The sequence below is a fragment of the Paenibacillus sp. VTT E-133280 genome, assembly GCF_002264385.1.
Classification (GTDB): Bacteria; Bacillota; Bacilli; order Paenibacillales; family Paenibacillaceae; genus Paenibacillus_AQ; species Paenibacillus_AQ nitricinens.
This window is the reverse complement of sequence record NZ_NFUX01000048.1, coordinates 1-14828: the sequence shown is the minus strand read 5'-3', so window position 1 is coordinate 14828 and position 14828 is coordinate 1. Positions and strand designations below refer to the sequence as shown.

The 14828-nt window shown below is 45.0% G+C and carries 16 protein-coding genes; 7 read left to right on the top strand and 9 right to left on the bottom strand.

All coding sequences use genetic code 11. The features are described from left to right. Positions 1-14: 14 nt before the first annotated feature. Positions 15-1097 (bottom strand): tetraprenyl-beta-curcumene synthase family protein, encoded by a 1083-nt coding sequence (locus tag CA600_RS19755; protein ID WP_179281672.1) that lies wholly within the window; start codon positions 1095-1097, stop codon positions 15-17. A 201-nt stretch (positions 1098-1298) separates the two neighbouring features. Here CA600_RS19755 and CA600_RS19750 point away from each other — a divergent pair, with 201 nt between their 5' ends. Next, the gene (locus CA600_RS19750) at positions 1299-2546 is read left to right on the top strand and encodes an MFS transporter (RefSeq protein ID WP_094872268.1); all 1248 of its coding nucleotides are present in this window, start codon (positions 1299-1301) and stop codon (positions 2544-2546) included. Between the two features lie 213 nt (positions 2547-2759). On the opposite strand, the gene CA600_RS19745 is transcribed toward CA600_RS19750, so the two are convergent. Continuing rightward, on the bottom strand, positions 2760-2957 hold the full coding sequence (locus CA600_RS19745; protein ID WP_042126303.1) for a cold shock domain-containing protein: 198 nt from the start codon (positions 2955-2957) through the stop codon (positions 2760-2762). Between the two features lie 175 nt (positions 2958-3132). On the opposite strand from CA600_RS19745, the gene CA600_RS19740 reads away from it, so the two are divergent. The 6 genes from CA600_RS19740 to CA600_RS19720 all read left to right on the top strand — a co-directional run bounded on the left by CA600_RS19740 (position 3133) and on the right by CA600_RS19720 (position 7810). After that, complete coding sequence (locus CA600_RS19740) at positions 3133-3366, top strand: hypothetical protein (RefSeq protein ID WP_036689271.1); 234 nt, start codon at positions 3133-3135, stop codon at positions 3364-3366. A 6-nt stretch (positions 3367-3372) separates the two neighbouring features. After that, positions 3373-3543: a hypothetical protein gene (locus CA600_RS31310; RefSeq protein WP_167348490.1), complete on the top strand. Its 171-nt coding sequence runs from the start codon at positions 3373-3375 to the stop codon at positions 3541-3543. A gap of 220 nt (positions 3544-3763) precedes the next feature. After that, on the top strand, positions 3764-5554 hold the full coding sequence (gene pepF / locus CA600_RS19735) for an oligoendopeptidase F (protein ID WP_094872267.1): 1791 nt from the start codon (positions 3764-3766) through the stop codon (positions 5552-5554). Between the two features lie 87 nt (positions 5555-5641). Further along, positions 5642-5953 (top strand): LapA family protein, encoded by a 312-nt coding sequence (locus tag CA600_RS19730; protein WP_042186819.1) that lies wholly within the window; start codon positions 5642-5644, stop codon positions 5951-5953. A gap of 2 nt (positions 5954-5955) precedes the next feature. Further along, positions 5956-6996: a M42 family metallopeptidase gene (locus CA600_RS19725; RefSeq protein WP_094872320.1), complete on the top strand. Its 1041-nt coding sequence runs from the start codon at positions 5956-5958 to the stop codon at positions 6994-6996. After that, positions 6980-7810 (top strand): hypothetical protein, encoded by an 831-nt coding sequence (locus CA600_RS19720; RefSeq protein WP_094872265.1) that lies wholly within the window; start codon positions 6980-6982, stop codon positions 7808-7810. Before CA600_RS19725 ends, CA600_RS19720 begins: the two co-directional genes overlap by 17 nt. A gap of 106 nt (positions 7811-7916) precedes the next feature. Here the strand turns inward: CA600_RS19720 and CA600_RS19715 are convergent, their stop codons facing one another. From CA600_RS19715 to CA600_RS19685, 7 genes are read right to left on the bottom strand one after another with little or no spacing between them, the layout of a single operon-like run. Continuing rightward, positions 7917-8387: a tetratricopeptide repeat protein gene (locus tag CA600_RS19715; RefSeq protein ID WP_094872318.1), complete on the bottom strand. Its 471-nt coding sequence runs from the start codon at positions 8385-8387 to the stop codon at positions 7917-7919. A 54-nt stretch (positions 8388-8441) separates the two neighbouring features. Then, on the bottom strand, positions 8442-10379 hold the full coding sequence (locus tag CA600_RS19710) for an ABC-F family ATP-binding cassette domain-containing protein (protein WP_094872263.1): 1938 nt from the start codon (positions 10377-10379) through the stop codon (positions 8442-8444). Between the two features lie 54 nt (positions 10380-10433). Then, positions 10434-11036: a TetR/AcrR family transcriptional regulator gene (locus CA600_RS19705; protein WP_094872262.1), complete on the bottom strand. Its 603-nt coding sequence runs from the start codon at positions 11034-11036 to the stop codon at positions 10434-10436. A gap of 11 nt (positions 11037-11047) precedes the next feature. Then, positions 11048-11851 (bottom strand): DUF92 domain-containing protein, encoded by an 804-nt coding sequence (locus CA600_RS19700; protein ID WP_094872260.1) that lies wholly within the window; start codon positions 11849-11851, stop codon positions 11048-11050. A gap of 23 nt (positions 11852-11874) precedes the next feature. Further along, positions 11875-12498 (bottom strand): fumarylacetoacetate hydrolase family protein, encoded by a 624-nt coding sequence (locus CA600_RS19695; protein WP_094872259.1) that lies wholly within the window; start codon positions 12496-12498, stop codon positions 11875-11877. 36 nt (positions 12499-12534) lie between these two features. Further along, positions 12535-13266 carry a glycerophosphodiester phosphodiesterase gene (locus tag CA600_RS19690; protein ID WP_094872257.1) on the bottom strand — a complete coding sequence of 244 codons (732 nt, stop codon included), beginning with the start codon at positions 13264-13266 and terminating at the stop codon, positions 12535-12537. A 21-nt stretch (positions 13267-13287) separates the two neighbouring features. Next, on the bottom strand, positions 13288-14676 hold the full coding sequence (locus tag CA600_RS19685; protein ID WP_094872255.1) for a CapA family protein: 1389 nt from the start codon (positions 14674-14676) through the stop codon (positions 13288-13290). Positions 14677-14828 lie beyond the last annotated feature (152 nt).

Genomic DNA, 14828 nt, shown 5'->3' with positions numbered 1-14828 from the left:
GCTTCGCAGCCTTGTTACAAAAAACGATTGCGTATCCAGCGGCTATTAGCGAAGAAGAACAGCCTTGTAAGCGGACTTCCTCTCATTAGGCTTTTAGACACACTGCGAACTTCCCGCTGTTCGCTAACTTTCGGATCAGATAAATAAAGTGCCAGCAATCCCTCAATCACCATACGATGCATAGATGATTCCGGTAGTTCACGTACATCCTTACGGGCCCACTCAACCATGGAAGCGATCCGACTTAACATGGTATCCGTGTCGTCATAATAATTGCAGAAATTAAGATCACCGCCTGCTCGGTCCTCTTCCTGATCAATCAAATAATCCAGCATAATGTGCAATCCACACACATGTGGAAAGTATGCAGCTCGAATCGATTCCGAAGAAGACTTATTTAGCTTCGGATCACATGCAGATAGAAAAAGCATGAATACGCCTAAAGTAGAGCCTGTCGCAGCCGCAAACTCGTTCCAGTGCAGATGCGGAGCACGGCTACCCTGCTGCTCCCACCATTCCTTCAGGGCTGTTTCCCTGAGTTCCGGGCGGATATGCTTATATACCTGCAAATCTGTATACAGCACAGCCAAATCACGAATCTCCGCTGCAGCAGCGGAATAACCTGGCAGCAAAGAGATCATCTCCTGGCATTTTCGAACTAGCCTATACAAGTATCCGCCGTCATTCTGTTCATCGCGAAGCGCATAATAATTGACAGGTTCAGCGTTTGGATCAATGGCATCCAGCATAGATTGATGCAGCAGCCTGAAATCTGCAGGATCAAGCGAAGTACTGCGATCACATAAGTTATCTAGATAATCACTGATAGTTTGATAAGCAACAATAAGCGGAATAAGTATATGTCTCATCGATAAATTGCCGGCGGCATAAATACCTCCACCTATGCAATGAAACTCTTTCGTCTCAATGCTGGCAAGTGCTTGCTTCCGGAGCTCGGGATCGGGAATCCCATTCGCATCTTGGCGCCAGAAGTTTAGACTTTCTCTCACTTCGGGCAGCACGTACTTATAGACCCTGTTCATAAGCCCAATAGGGCCACGCGGGCTAAGGTAACGGCCTTGCTCTAATTCACTCAATGATAGTGCCTCCACATTGTTGTCTCCTTATCCAAATCACCACTTATTATAATATGATCAGACGTATTTGTACAAACAACAAAATCACTTTCGTAAAATTATGAAAGATTCAGAAATAACGCAATTCAAGAATAAAACACATAACCCTCCATTGCTTTATGCTATACTAGCCATATTTCAATCTCAGAGGAGTGCACTTTCATGTTTTCAAATCGGACCGGAAGCCCTTACAGTGATCAGAATTGGCTTCGTTCCTTTCTTTTTACGATTTATGGCACTAGCGTTCTTGTAGTATCCTACTTTCCTTTATTCTACACACATTTAGGGTTTAGCAGTTCTCAGGTGGGCTACTTGTATTCCCTCGGTCCCCTCATCTCCATCCTATCCAATCTCTTCTGGAGTATGATGAGCGATAAGCTGGGTACCATTCGAAAAATCATGTTTATTTTACTCGCGGGGCAATTAGTTACCGGACTTTTATTAGCCAGAGCGACCGAATTTTCTTCCGTTATGCTTATTTTGTCCTTTTTCTACTTCTTCTATTACCCAGTTTTTCCGCTTGCTGATACAATGGCCATCAAAATTGCGGAGCGACACGGACGAAACTTCATTACAATTCGTGTATTTGGCTCCTTAGGCTATTCTTTCTTTGCTTTAACCGTTGGTTATGCGCTTAGAGCTTTAGGTGCTACTTGGAGTCTTACCTTATGTATTATCATCATTATAATCGCACTTCTAATTACAATTGGCCTAAAGGATGTCAAAAAAACTGTTCCAGAGCTCTCCAATCAGAAAGCTGTTAATACCAAACCAGATAAGAAAGAACATGGGCTTAAAGATATTCTTTTGCAAAAAGAGGTGCTGTGGTTCTTCGGATGTGTCTTTGTACTCGCACTGGGCCATAGAATGAACGAAGCTTTTCTCACCATCAGTTTAAAGAATTTGGGCGCTGGTGAGGAAGTGATCGGCTGGGCACTACTTGCCTCAGCACTAAGTGAAATCCCTGTATTATTTATACTCGGCAAATACGGCGACAAATTTAAAGAACTGCCCTTATTAATTTTAGCCAGTCTCATGTATGCCCTTCGTTTTCTACTCATGGCGCTCGCCGAGCATCCAGGCTCTATAATCGCGATTCAAGCCTTGCATAGCCTGACATTTGGCGTCTTTTTTGTAACATGTGTCCGTTATATCACTCGGATTATTCCTGATCGTCTCCGAGCAACCGGTCTTGCCATCTACACGGTTGTTTGGTCAAGTGCAGCTGGACTTCTAAGTGGTACATTTGGTGGAATGATCTATCAAGAAGCTGGGCGCTTCACCTTTTATATGGTAGCGGTTGGCTTCAGCCTTCTTGCCTTTGTAGGCTTTTTAGGACAGCATTTATTGGATACCCATCGAGATTCAATGCGCTATTTTAAGAAAAAAAACAAAAAAGCTTCTCTATAATAGAACACTTCTGATATTCAAAAATATTAAAAAGGTCTTTGCTATCCCTTCACTTGGGAGTGCGAAGACCTTTCATCTAAATTGATGTCTATTAGACGTAAAAAAACACAGTTCCCGAAAGAACTGTGTTTTATAGTTGGTAACCACTCTTGCAAGGGCTTGCCAAGTAAATTATATATTTATAGCAGACAGCTTAGCTGCCTTTGCCGTTTCTTATAATTTCACTACGTTTTCAGCTTGCGGTCCACGGTTACCATCAGTGATATCGAATTCAACTTCTTGACCTTCGTCTAAAGTTTTGAATCCTTCACCTTGAATTGCTGAGAAGTGTACGAATACATCTTCGCCGCCTTCTACTTGAAGAAAGCCATAACCTTTTTCTGCGTTAAACCATTTTACTGTACCTTTCAATTGAACAACCTCCTAAAAAATAACCGCCATATATGGCGTATAACTATATTATACTGCAATCTTCTGCTCAAATCAATCTATCTCAACCTATAAATATGTGATTTAATTTGCTTTTCCCTTCACCAGTGCGTTATCATTGAGCCAAAAGCCAAAAATCGCCAGGGTGGTATTGATAATGATCAAAAAACATGAAATATACAAAACAGACAAATGGAATATGATGACGGTAGAAGTTCAAGGACGTTATATTGTACTTCGCGAAATCTCCGATCAATGGGGAGAAGAAACACATACTTTCCTTAGTCGTCCAGCTATGATGCAGTGGGTGAACAACCGATTCAACAAAGAATCTTATAAAGATAATGAAGAAGAGTACAAAAATATCATCGCAGCTTTCAAACAGGTATAACAGAATATGAACACAGAAAATATCGCGATTTATGTTGTCCTAGTCTTATGTCTAGGCGCAGTTCTAATTATGACCAAGGATCGTGTCCCGCCGCAGTTTAAGCGGGGCATGGCCTTAACTGCAGTCATTATGATTCTGTTCGCCTTCATCTTTGTTATTTATAGCTTATTGGCATAACTTATCCTTTCATATATTTAAAGAACACTAAATATTAATAATCAGGACTTAACAGGGCATAATAAGCCGACTCTACTTTCAAGAGGAGGACGTTATGCCTATTTCACCCAAGTCCATCCCTCTTCTACTTGTGCTCAGCTTGCTACCGGGTGATTTATCATCTACAGTATTGCCGAGGGAGATTATGCCTACTACATCTCATCATTCTAGGAGGGTTTCTATGGAACAATTATTGAAAAGAAGCGAAGTACCTGCTGAGAATCGTTGGAAGCTTGAAGATGTGTTTGCTTCTCAGAAGGATTGGGATGCAGAATTTGCTGAAGCAAAATCCCTAATCAAAAAAGCTGCGGATTTTCAGGGTACACTAGATTCCGCAGATGCTCTAAAAAAATGTTTTGAGCTGGATGACAAGTTGTCCATCTTAACTGAACGACTCTTCGTGTATGCACATATGCGTCAAGATGAAGACACAGCTAATCCTGAATATCAAGCTTTGTCCTCCAAAGCGAAAAAGCTTGGTATTGAAGCAGGTGAAGCCTTATCTTTTGTAACCCCAGAAATTCTGGCGTTGCCAATTGAGAAGCTCAACCAATTCATCGCTGATCCGAACCTATCCGCTTATAAATTCACCTTAACTGAAATGAAACGTGAAAAAGCCCATGTGCTTTCTAAGGCTGAAGAAGCACTGCTCGCTCAGGTCGGAAATTTAGCTCAAGCACCTCAGAATATTTTCAGTATGCTGAACAATGCGGATCTGAAATTCCCTAAGATCAAAGATGAGGATGGCAAAGAAGTTGAACTGACTCATGGCAACTATATCAAGTTTCTCGAAAGTAGCGACCGTGAGGTTCGCCGAAATGCTTTTAAGGCAGTCTATGATACCTACCGGAAGCAGAAGAACACGATCGCAGCAACGCTTAGCGCCAATGTGAATAAAAATGTCTTTTACTCACGGATTCGCAAATATCCTTCTGTAATGGAAATGTCACTCTATGGAGATAACATTCCTAAAGAGGTTTACACCAACTTGATTGATACGATTCACGAAAGCCTTCCATTGATGCACCGTTATATGAAACTGCGTCAGAAGCTGCTGGGTGTCGATGAGTTACATATGTATGATCTGTTTGCACCGCTTGTTGATGAATATAAATTAGATATCACCTATGAAGAAGCCAAGAAAATCACTAAAGAGGGTCTCAAACCGCTTGGTGAAGATTATCTGAATGTGCTGCAAAAAGGCTACGACAACGGTTGGATCGATGTGTATGAGAACGAGAATAAACGGTCCGGGGCTTACAGCTGGGGGCCATATGGTACGCATCCTTTCGTACTGCTGAACCATAATGATAATTTAAACAGTATGTTTACACTGGCACATGAGATGGGCCATGCATTACACTCGTATTTTTCGGATAACGCTCTGAATTATCGGGATGCGCAATATACGATTTTCCTAGCAGAGGTTGCTTCTACTACTAACGAGGCGTTGCTAATGGATTATTTACTCAAAAAGTCTACAGATCCTAAAGAAAAAATGTATTTGCTCACCTACTATGCTGATCAGTTCCGGACAACGATTTTCCGGCAGACGATGTTTGCTGAGTTCGAGAAAATCATTCATCAGCGTGTTGAAGAAGGTGAATCGCTTACTCCACAAGATCTTTCGAGCATCTACTATGACCTGAATGTTAAATACTATGGTAAAGAAATGGTTGTAGATCAAGATATCGAGATGGAATGGGCGCGGATTCCGCATTTCTATAACAGCTTCTATGTTTATAAATACGCAACCGGCTTCTCAGCAGCGACTAGCTTTGCCAAACAAATTCTTGAAGAAGGCAAACCTGCGGTGGATCGTTACCTCGGCTTCCTGAAGAGTGGCGGCAGTGACTACTCCATTAATATTCTGTCTAAAGCTGGTGTTGATATGTCTTCTCCTGAGCCGATTCGCGAAGCAATGAGTGTCTTCGAAGATGTTATCGCTCAAATGGAACAGTTGACCAAATAAGGCAGAGAGCTTAGTATTGCATTAATCCCTTGCCCTATTTGGGCAAGGGATTTTATTCTGTTATATCCCCTGAGGAGGAAGAATTCAATGAGAATTCAATGGTCTTTAATTGCAGGTCTAATCTTCGCGCTGCTAACAGCCATATTTGCAGTCATCAACGTGGATCCCGTTCAAGTCAATTTCGGTTTTGATGTAGTTAATATACCGCTGATCCTAGTTATTCTGGGCTGCGCGTTAATTGGTGGAATCATCGTGGGTTCTTACGGTATTTTTCGCCAGTACAAGCTACAAAAACAAATTAAAAGCTTAAATGCTGAGCTAACCAAACTTCGTGATGCCGACACTTCTTTAGATTCTTTTAACACAGACAATGATGGCCTAACAGGAGGACTTAACTAATGATTACTATTCAACCAAACGAAGATTACATACTCTCAATCCTAAAAAAATTACTTGATACACCGAGCCCCAGCGGCTTCACAGCACAAGTAATGAACCTTGTTGCCGAAGAAGCGGCAGCATTAAATGTACCGCTAAGCTGGAATGAAAAAGGCGGCGTAATTCTAACCGTCCCAGGCCTAGATCCTTCCCGTACAATCGGCATCAGTGCTCACGTGGATACCCTTGGAGGCATGGTTCGCTCTATTAAATCTGATGGTACACTGCGACTAACCTCTGTTGGTGGCTTCACAATGCACAGCATCGAGAATGAATATTGTGTGATCCATACCCGCAGCGGCAGAACCTATACTGGAACCATCTTAACCAGCCATCCATCCGTTCACGTATATCCTGATGCTCGTGATTTCAAACGTTCAGAAGAGAACATGGAAGTACGGATTGATGAGCCAGTATCTAACAAAGAAGATGTACTTAAGCTAGGCATCTCTGTTGGTGATTTCATTTCCTTCGATGCACGTGCGGTGATTACACCTAGCGGGTATATTAAATCCCGGCATCTGGATGACAAAGCTAGCGTGGCTGCCCTTCTTGGCCTGCTGGAAAGCATGAAGCGCGAAGGCTGGAAACCGCTCCACAACCTTTCTTTCCTCATCTCCAACTATGAGGAAGTGGGACATGGCACATCTTGGATTCCTGGCGAGATTAATGAAATGATCGCAGTCGATATGGGTGCTATGGGCGATGATCTTAGCTGTAAAGAAACCGATGTGTCCATCTGTGCAAAGGATTCTTCCGGCCCTTATGATTATGTTATGACTGGCCGTTTGATTGAGCTGGCAGAAGCACTTGCTATTCCTTATGCCGTTGATATCTATCCCATGTACGGCTCTGATGCTTCCGCTGCCCTTCGAGGCGGCAATAATATTCGTGCCGCACTGATCGGCCCAGGCGTACACGCCTCCCACTCCATGGAACGTACACATAAGCAAGCTGTAGTAAACACTGCTAAGCTTCTCGCTGCTTATGTGGGCACTAACTGAGTCAAGCACTGGCAAGCTAACGCAGCTCTGGAGACGTAGACAATGGCTGATCGTTTCACTTCTGCTGCTCTTGGTAGCAGCGTCAGTGCTCTCAATGATCCTGTTATCCAGAAATCTCACGGAAGATCCCTTTGCTGATCTTCCTCACGCCTACTCCTATTCAGAGGCTGTAAGTCCAGAAAATGTTCAACTCTATATGATGTCACTTTCGCCAGATGATGTTCAACTCAGAGCCGCTGGTGCACCTCTTCAGCAAGTTATGGCTTATGGGATTAATGGAGGCTTCTTCTATGAAGACGCACTCCTCTCTATTGCTATAATGAATGATGTCCCCACTAACGGGGTTAAAAAGGCATACGGCTCCGGCTGGTTTAACGCTAAATATGCACGCGGAACCCTGGTCTGGGATGGTGCCAGTCGTAGCTTTTCGGTACAAGTCGTCTCATCGGGAGAAGAATTGAACGTTACGGATCGCCAGCATTATTTTGCGCAAGGCGGCATTAGTATGAATCTTAAGCATGAAGATGTCTGGGAAGCTGTGATCGCGAAAGAACATCTTCCTTATGCTGATGAGCAACGAATGCGCTCAGGCATGCTGTATGATGATAATGGCAAGCTGTGGCTGATTGTTACGCCAACACTCTCGACGGCGGCAGAGTTCCGCACAGCCATCCTACAGAGCGTGCCTGCTGAAGGTCTCGAAGGTATCTTTCTTGATGGAGATGGCTCCTCACAGATGAATGCTGATGAAATCATCTTACCTGGCGACTCTCGTGCTGTGGTGCAAATGATTGCGGTGGACGGAACGAAATAAAGGATGCTGGAATAGTCTCTTGCAATTAAAAACAGAGTAGGAATTCTCCAATAATTGGAGCACCCTACTCTGTTTTTTTGTTGACTGGCAGTAACTGTGTCCGGGATCAATCCCAGACTTGCTCCAGCCTATCTGAGTAATATGAAATGGCCTTACTATAGCTTCTTATTCCTTCATCCGCTGAGGTTTCAGCCAGCAATTTAAGCAAAATCCCCATAGCCAGACTATGATCTCCGAGATTATGCAAGGTCATCGCAAGGAACACCGGAAACTCCTTATTCTCTGGGTATTCATGAACGGCCTGCTCCAATATTAATTTGGAGTTTTCATATTCTCCGAGTGTTCGGTAGGTGCTGCCCAGTCCCAATAAAGCGCCGACTCTCTGCTCCGAAGATAAGCCTAGTGTTAGGCTTTTCACATAATAGGGTACTGCCCCGCGTTCCAGGCCGAGCACATCATGCGTCCAAGCTAATTGATACAGAAGTTCAGCATCATTACTATTCTGCTCATATAGCTCTAACAGCATCACTCTGGCTTCTTCAGCTTTACCTTCGTTTCGCAGGGTTACAGCTAACATAAGTTGATTCTTCAAACTGAGCCCTCCCTTATCGTCACACCAAGACAATCCGTTTTATGCTTTACCAGCGATTTTCTCTGCAAGCTCATTCAGATAGGTCCAGCGCTCCATTAGACGCTCCAGCTCGGCTTCGGCAAGCCGCTGCTCTTCCATTAACTCCTGCAGTCTCCCAGAGTCAGCAAACGCTGCTTCCATCTTGGCACTAATATCCGTCAAGCGCTGCTCTGCAAGCTCGATCTGCTCGTCAATTCCCTCATATTCACGCTGTTCCTTAAAGCTGAATTTGAGTTTGGTCTTAGGCGCTGAGGATGGCGCTGTGTTATTACTAGCATCTGTAGTCTCTTTACGCTTTGCATTTCCGTCATCTTTGTTCGATTCTGCATGGCGTGAAGAGACATTTTTGGCCAGCCATTCTTCATATTCCGTATAATCGCCAACATGAATCCGGATATCACCATTTTCAAAAGCGATCAGCTTATCTATTGTACGATCCAGGAAATAACGGTCATGGGATACTGTGAAGACTACGCCCGGGAATTCATCCAGATAGTCTTCTAAAACAGCCAGCGTTCCGATATCCAAGTCGTTCGTAGGCTCATCCAACAGCAACACGTTTGGAGCTCCCATCAATACACGAAGCAGATACAGGCGCCTTTTTTCGCCACCTGACAGTTTGGAAATCGGCGTCCATTGCATCGCAGGAGGGAACAAGAAGCGTTCAAGCATTTGGCCTGCCGTAATGACGCTACCATCAGCCGTTCGTATGACTTCCGCTTCTTCCTTCACATATTCAATCGCTCGCATGCTGTCATCCATATCCTGATGTTCTTGCGTAAAATAACCCAACTTAACAGTCGCGCCAAGCTGAACCTCTCCCTTATCCGGCTGCAGCTTACCTGCAATCAGATTCAGAAGGGTTGATTTACCGCTGCCATTCGGACCTACAATACCTACGCGGTCTTGGGGTACAGCAATATAGGTCAGATCTTTAATCAACTGACGGCCATCCAGCGATTTCGACAGTTCATTGATTTCAATGATTTTACGACCCAAACGTGTGGATGCCACCGAAATATCCAGCGAACCGTTCGAACTGCTACCTGTACTTTCTTTCAGCTTCTCAAAACGGTCGATTCTTGCCTTCTGTTTCGTTGATCGAGCTTTAGCTCCACGACGAATCCAAGCAAGCTCCGTACGTAGCAGGTTCTTACGCTTTTGCTCCGCAGAAGCTTCACGTTCTTCACGGTCGGCTTTTAGCTCTAGAAAACGGGAATAGTTGGCCTCATAACGGTATAACTGTCCTCCGTCCAGCTCTAGCATGACACTTGCGACACGCTCCAGGAAGTAACGATCATGCGTTACCATTAAGAGGGCGCCACGCCGTTTCTGTAAATATTGCTCTAGCCAAGCCACGGAGTCCGTATCAATATGGTTCGTAGGCTCATCCAGAATAAGTAGCTCAGATGGCGTAATCAGGGCAGCCGCAAGTGCTACACGTTTCCGTTGACCACCAGACAGTGTATCCATCAGTGCATCGAATTTCACTATACCCAGCTTAGTAAGCACGCTCTTAGCTTCACTCTCCAAATGCCAAGTACCTGCCGCATCGATAGCCTGTCCAATCCGCACCAGTTTGCCTTCCAGTTCTGCGTTACCTGGTTCTTTTTCAAGGCGAGACATAGTCTCCATATACTCACGCATGGTAGCAAGATCTGGATCCTCTCCGGCGAAGACCTGTTGCAGTACCGTATTTGTCGGCTCATAAGGAGGGTTCTGTGCCAAGTACTGCACTCTAACATTATTTCCGATCGCAATTTGCCCACCATCCGGAGTATCCAGACCGGCAATAATACGTAAAAACGTTGATTTACCCGTTCCATTCACACCGATCAAACCAATTTTATCCCGATCGTCCATACCAAATGAAGCATCACTAAAAAGTACTTTCTCACCATAACTTTTGGAAAGATGTTCCACGGTCATAATATTCATGCTATTTCCTCGCTTGCCTTATATTTTCATAAAACCGGTCGCAGCATAGTGCTGCTATTCCACCGATCTATCGTCCTGACCTAAATTCAAGTAATCCATTGCCCCTTTAATAAAAAGACCCGCAGCGAAACCAGCACGTTTATACGCATCTTCTTCCTTAAAAGATGGATCGAACAAAATATCCATCTTCAGCCGATCCAACATCCCTATGTAGGACTGCGCCATAAGCTCAGGCTCAGACGCTCCGCCCTCCAGCAACACCTTCACCACTGCCTGCATATATTCTTCCATAAAAAGCGTCATATACGCCACAAGCTCTGGGTTATTGTTAGGTGCACGGAAAAAGAGCTTCGTGTGTCGCTTTCGCTCATAATAATAGTAAAGATGATGTTTGGCGATGATCGACAGTTTACCTGCCAAAGTATCACTATCCTTCAGCTTTTCCTGTAATTGCTGAAGGAATCCCTCACAATCCCGGCGCGTTACCGCCATGAACAATTCTTCTTTACTCTTAAAATATAAGTAAACGGTGCCCTTAGCAATTCCGGCCTGAACCGCAATTTCCGACATCTTCGTTTCGTAAAATCCACCTGAACCGAAGAGCTCGTATGCGGCATCCAGAATGGCAGTATGTTTATGATTGGACGTGCTGCTCATCGGTTCCTCCTTTAAAACATCATTCCACACAGTAAAGCAATAGCCCCTCCGACGATAGAGCTAATAGCATTAACTGCATCATTGGTCATCCACTTCCAGCCACGTGCGTTTTCAACCTTTTTACCGCAGTGATGTGTACTTTCCACTTCGCGTCCGCATACGGTGCAGCGATTCATCTGCTGAACGGTTGCCCCAAGAATAGAATCCGTGAACGCACCCGCAAGACCTCCAGTGAGTCCAGCCAATGTAAGCAACAAGAAGGATTGATCTGACATGCCGGATATCATCCGCAGCAGCCATGAAGATGCACCGATAAGTGCACCTCCTGCGGCAGCGGCCAGCGTGCCCAGGCTGGATACGCCACCCGAGGCACCGGCCGGAAGTATTTTACCTGTGAGGACAGACCGAGGTGACTTCTTGCTGAGTGTACCAATCTCCGTAGCCCATGTATCAGAGGTTACCGTTGCCATCACCCCGATAAACAAAAATTCCCAATGTTCCATCGGAACCATCGCATTCAGTAGAACGAAAACCATCCCAAGCCCGCCATTAGCAAAGACCTGCCCAGCATCTCGGCGACCCGTCTTGGCATAAGTCTGCTCAAGCTCTGCCTTATTATCATGATGAAGCTTAGACAACAGGCTTGAAGAGATGAAAAAAATTAACAATATTCCAAACCAAAAGGCATTTCCAGCACCAAAATAGATGGTCCCCATAGCTACCGCGGCAAGCATGCCGGAGAGACTTAAGGATTGTTTCCTATAAGCCGCTCCCGCAACTAACAAAGCGCCAAGGGCGCCAATAATCCATAACATAGATTCAACTCCAACAGATGTTTTTAGCCGATCAGGCAAGTCCCCATCAGCTTGTCACCCCAGTACAATTCAAAAGAATCTCCTGATACGGTAGGGCCTACACCTTCTGGTGTTCCTGTGAAAATCACATCGTCTTTACCCAGCCCGTAACGCGCAGCGATAAAATCGACAACTTTTTGGAGCGAAAAAATCATGTTTTTAACATTTCCTCGCTGAACTTCAACACCATTTTTTAAAACCGTGAAATCCGTTCCTTCTAGCTCTTCCTTGTCAGGAAATGCAATGTAAGGTGTGAGTGGAGCAGCGTTCTTAAAGCCTTTAGCCGGTGTCCAAGGCAGACCTTTCTTCTGCAGATCATTATGCACATCACGCAGTGTGAAATCTAGTCCCAGTGCCATAACATCCACCAGATCCTCCACGCTCATACCCGGTACATAATCACGCGCGATCCGTAGCACAAGCTCTCCTTCATAATGAACCTGGCCTGAATCCTTTGGAAGCTGAATGACTGCTTTATCGAGGGAAACCGCCGCATGTGAGGGCTTCAAAAAAATGAGTGGCTCTACGGGGACGTTATTTCCTAATTCCTCCGCATGTAGCTTGTAGTTCCGTCCAACACAATACAAATTATTAACAGCAGCGCACACAGACAATCAGCTCTCTTTCCCATCGAATTGGATTATTTATACTTTTAGAAATGTGTCGCCCCAGATATCCGGACGGTTTGTACAAATCATTATATCAGAATGCATATCTGCTAAGCGACGCATCTCTTTCTCTTTGTTCACAGTCCAGGCCATAATCTTCACCCCTTGCTCCGTCAAAACCTTAGCCAATCTAGGATTTAGACGCGAGAAGCTAATCGACAAAAGAGAACATTCCAGTTCACGCAGCCTTCGAGCAGGATTACCAAATCTTGAATCAAAAATTAAGCCTGTACGAAAGTGAGGGTCTATTTCCTTGATTTTTTTCAACACATCTTTGTCAAAAGAGGTCAAAATCACGTCGTCCCGCATGCCTTTAGAGGAAATAAGATCCGTCACCTTCTGCTCGATGCCAGGATACATATTACCCACTGTTTTCAGTTCAATATTGAGACGCAGTCTACCAGAGGCTAAGGTAAGCACCTCTTCCAAGGAAGGCACCCGCTCTCCCCGAAAAGAACGCCCTTTCCAGCTACCCGCATCGAGACGCCGGATATGTTCCCAATCCATATTCTTCACCTTACCATGACCATTGGTTGTACGGTCCAGTGTGAAGTCATGAATGACAACAGGAACACCGTCCTTGGAGAGCTGGACATCCAATTCCATCCAGTGGACAAAAGGCATGGCAATGGCCATCCGGATTGCTGCTAATGTATTCTCCGGAGCTTTACCGGAAAATCCCCGATGGGCAACACACAAATTGTTCATCATAAGGACCTCCCAGGAACCCTATTTTGTAACTTGAGTGACTTTACCGTCACTGTCGATCTTAACTCGACCAGCAGATAAAGACTCTACTTTTTTCAGCAAAAGCTGTCCGTTCACCTGATTCATGGGCACGGGCTGAGCTAGCTCAGCAGTCATAGGCTTCAGCTGTAATGAACATTGACCTTTTTTACTGCATTCCGCCTGAAAAACAGCAGTTTCCCAAGTGGCGGGTACTGTTGATCTCGTAAAAATAAAATTACCGGTGCTGTAGGCGATCCACTTGCCTTTGTATGGCTCCACACCTTGCAATACATGCGGGTGACCACCAATGACAAGATCGGCTCCCGCATCGACAAAACTACGTCCAAGGGTCTGCTGAATATTATCAAACTGCTCTACCCGTTCTTTGCCCCAATGGACAACTACGACAACCAAATCAGCTTTTTGTTTAGCTGCAGCAATCGCTTTAATTCCTTCTCTACTATCATATACTGAAGCAAGCCCCGGTTTATTTTTACCCGCCATCCAGTCCGATGCAGGAATCACCCGTGTGAACCCCAGCAGGGCGATCTTAATCCCTTTACGCTCAAAATATTGTGCTGAGAATGCTTCCTTACTGTTGAGTCCAGCACCAACATAAGGAATGCCTCTTTCTGACAGATGACTAAGCGTGTCTCGCAGACCTTCTTCCCCTTGATCCAGCGTATGATTGTTCGCCATATTTACTGCATCCACTCCGGCTGCTTTAAGAGCATCTAGTGCTTTAGGCGAGCCTTTGAATACGTATTGCTTATTAGCGGCGCCAACCCCACCCGTGGTCACAGGAGTCTCCAGATTCACGACCGTTAGGTCATCCTTCTTGAACATTCCATCGAGCGCGGCATACGAATAGTCGTAACCTTTCTTTTCGAGCAATTCCCCGGCTTTCCCCGAAAAAATAACATCTCCACCAAAATTCAAGGTCACTGTAGTGCCAGAAGCCTGGTCATCTGATGGAAGTCCAGACACAGAACCACTATCTGCGACTTGGGAGCTACCTTCATCTGGCGAAGGGGTCTCAGTTGGTACAGGTGCCTGTGTTTCAACATTTTCTTCTCTCTTTGGCTCGGGTGTAGGTGTAGCTTCCGGAGTTACCGTTGGAGAAGGAATGGGAGACTCCGTGGCTTCAGGCGTTGCAGTCACTACAGGTGCTGTCTCCTGAGCAGTACTATCCGGCGTAGGCAAAGCCGTCATTTGTGCCACTGGAGGCGGCTCAGAACTTCCCTTGAATCTGTCATCCAAAAAACTATAGCTGAGCGCCACAATAATCATCAGAAGTAGACCTGCATTGACCCACATCCAGGCCGTTCTGCGCTTACGCTTGCTCTTATGTTTGCTCTTCTGTCTAGAACGCGATCGCGGCGGATACATTGTTTCTATGATCTCCTCTACTCTCAAATTGGTTCTATTATAGCATATCTAGCACCTGTCCCTCCAAATAAGAGAGTCCGCCAAGTATAAACGCTCTCGGCGTCCTTTTAAGGACGGTGAGTGTTTAAGCGAGAAATATAAGACATAAAGTA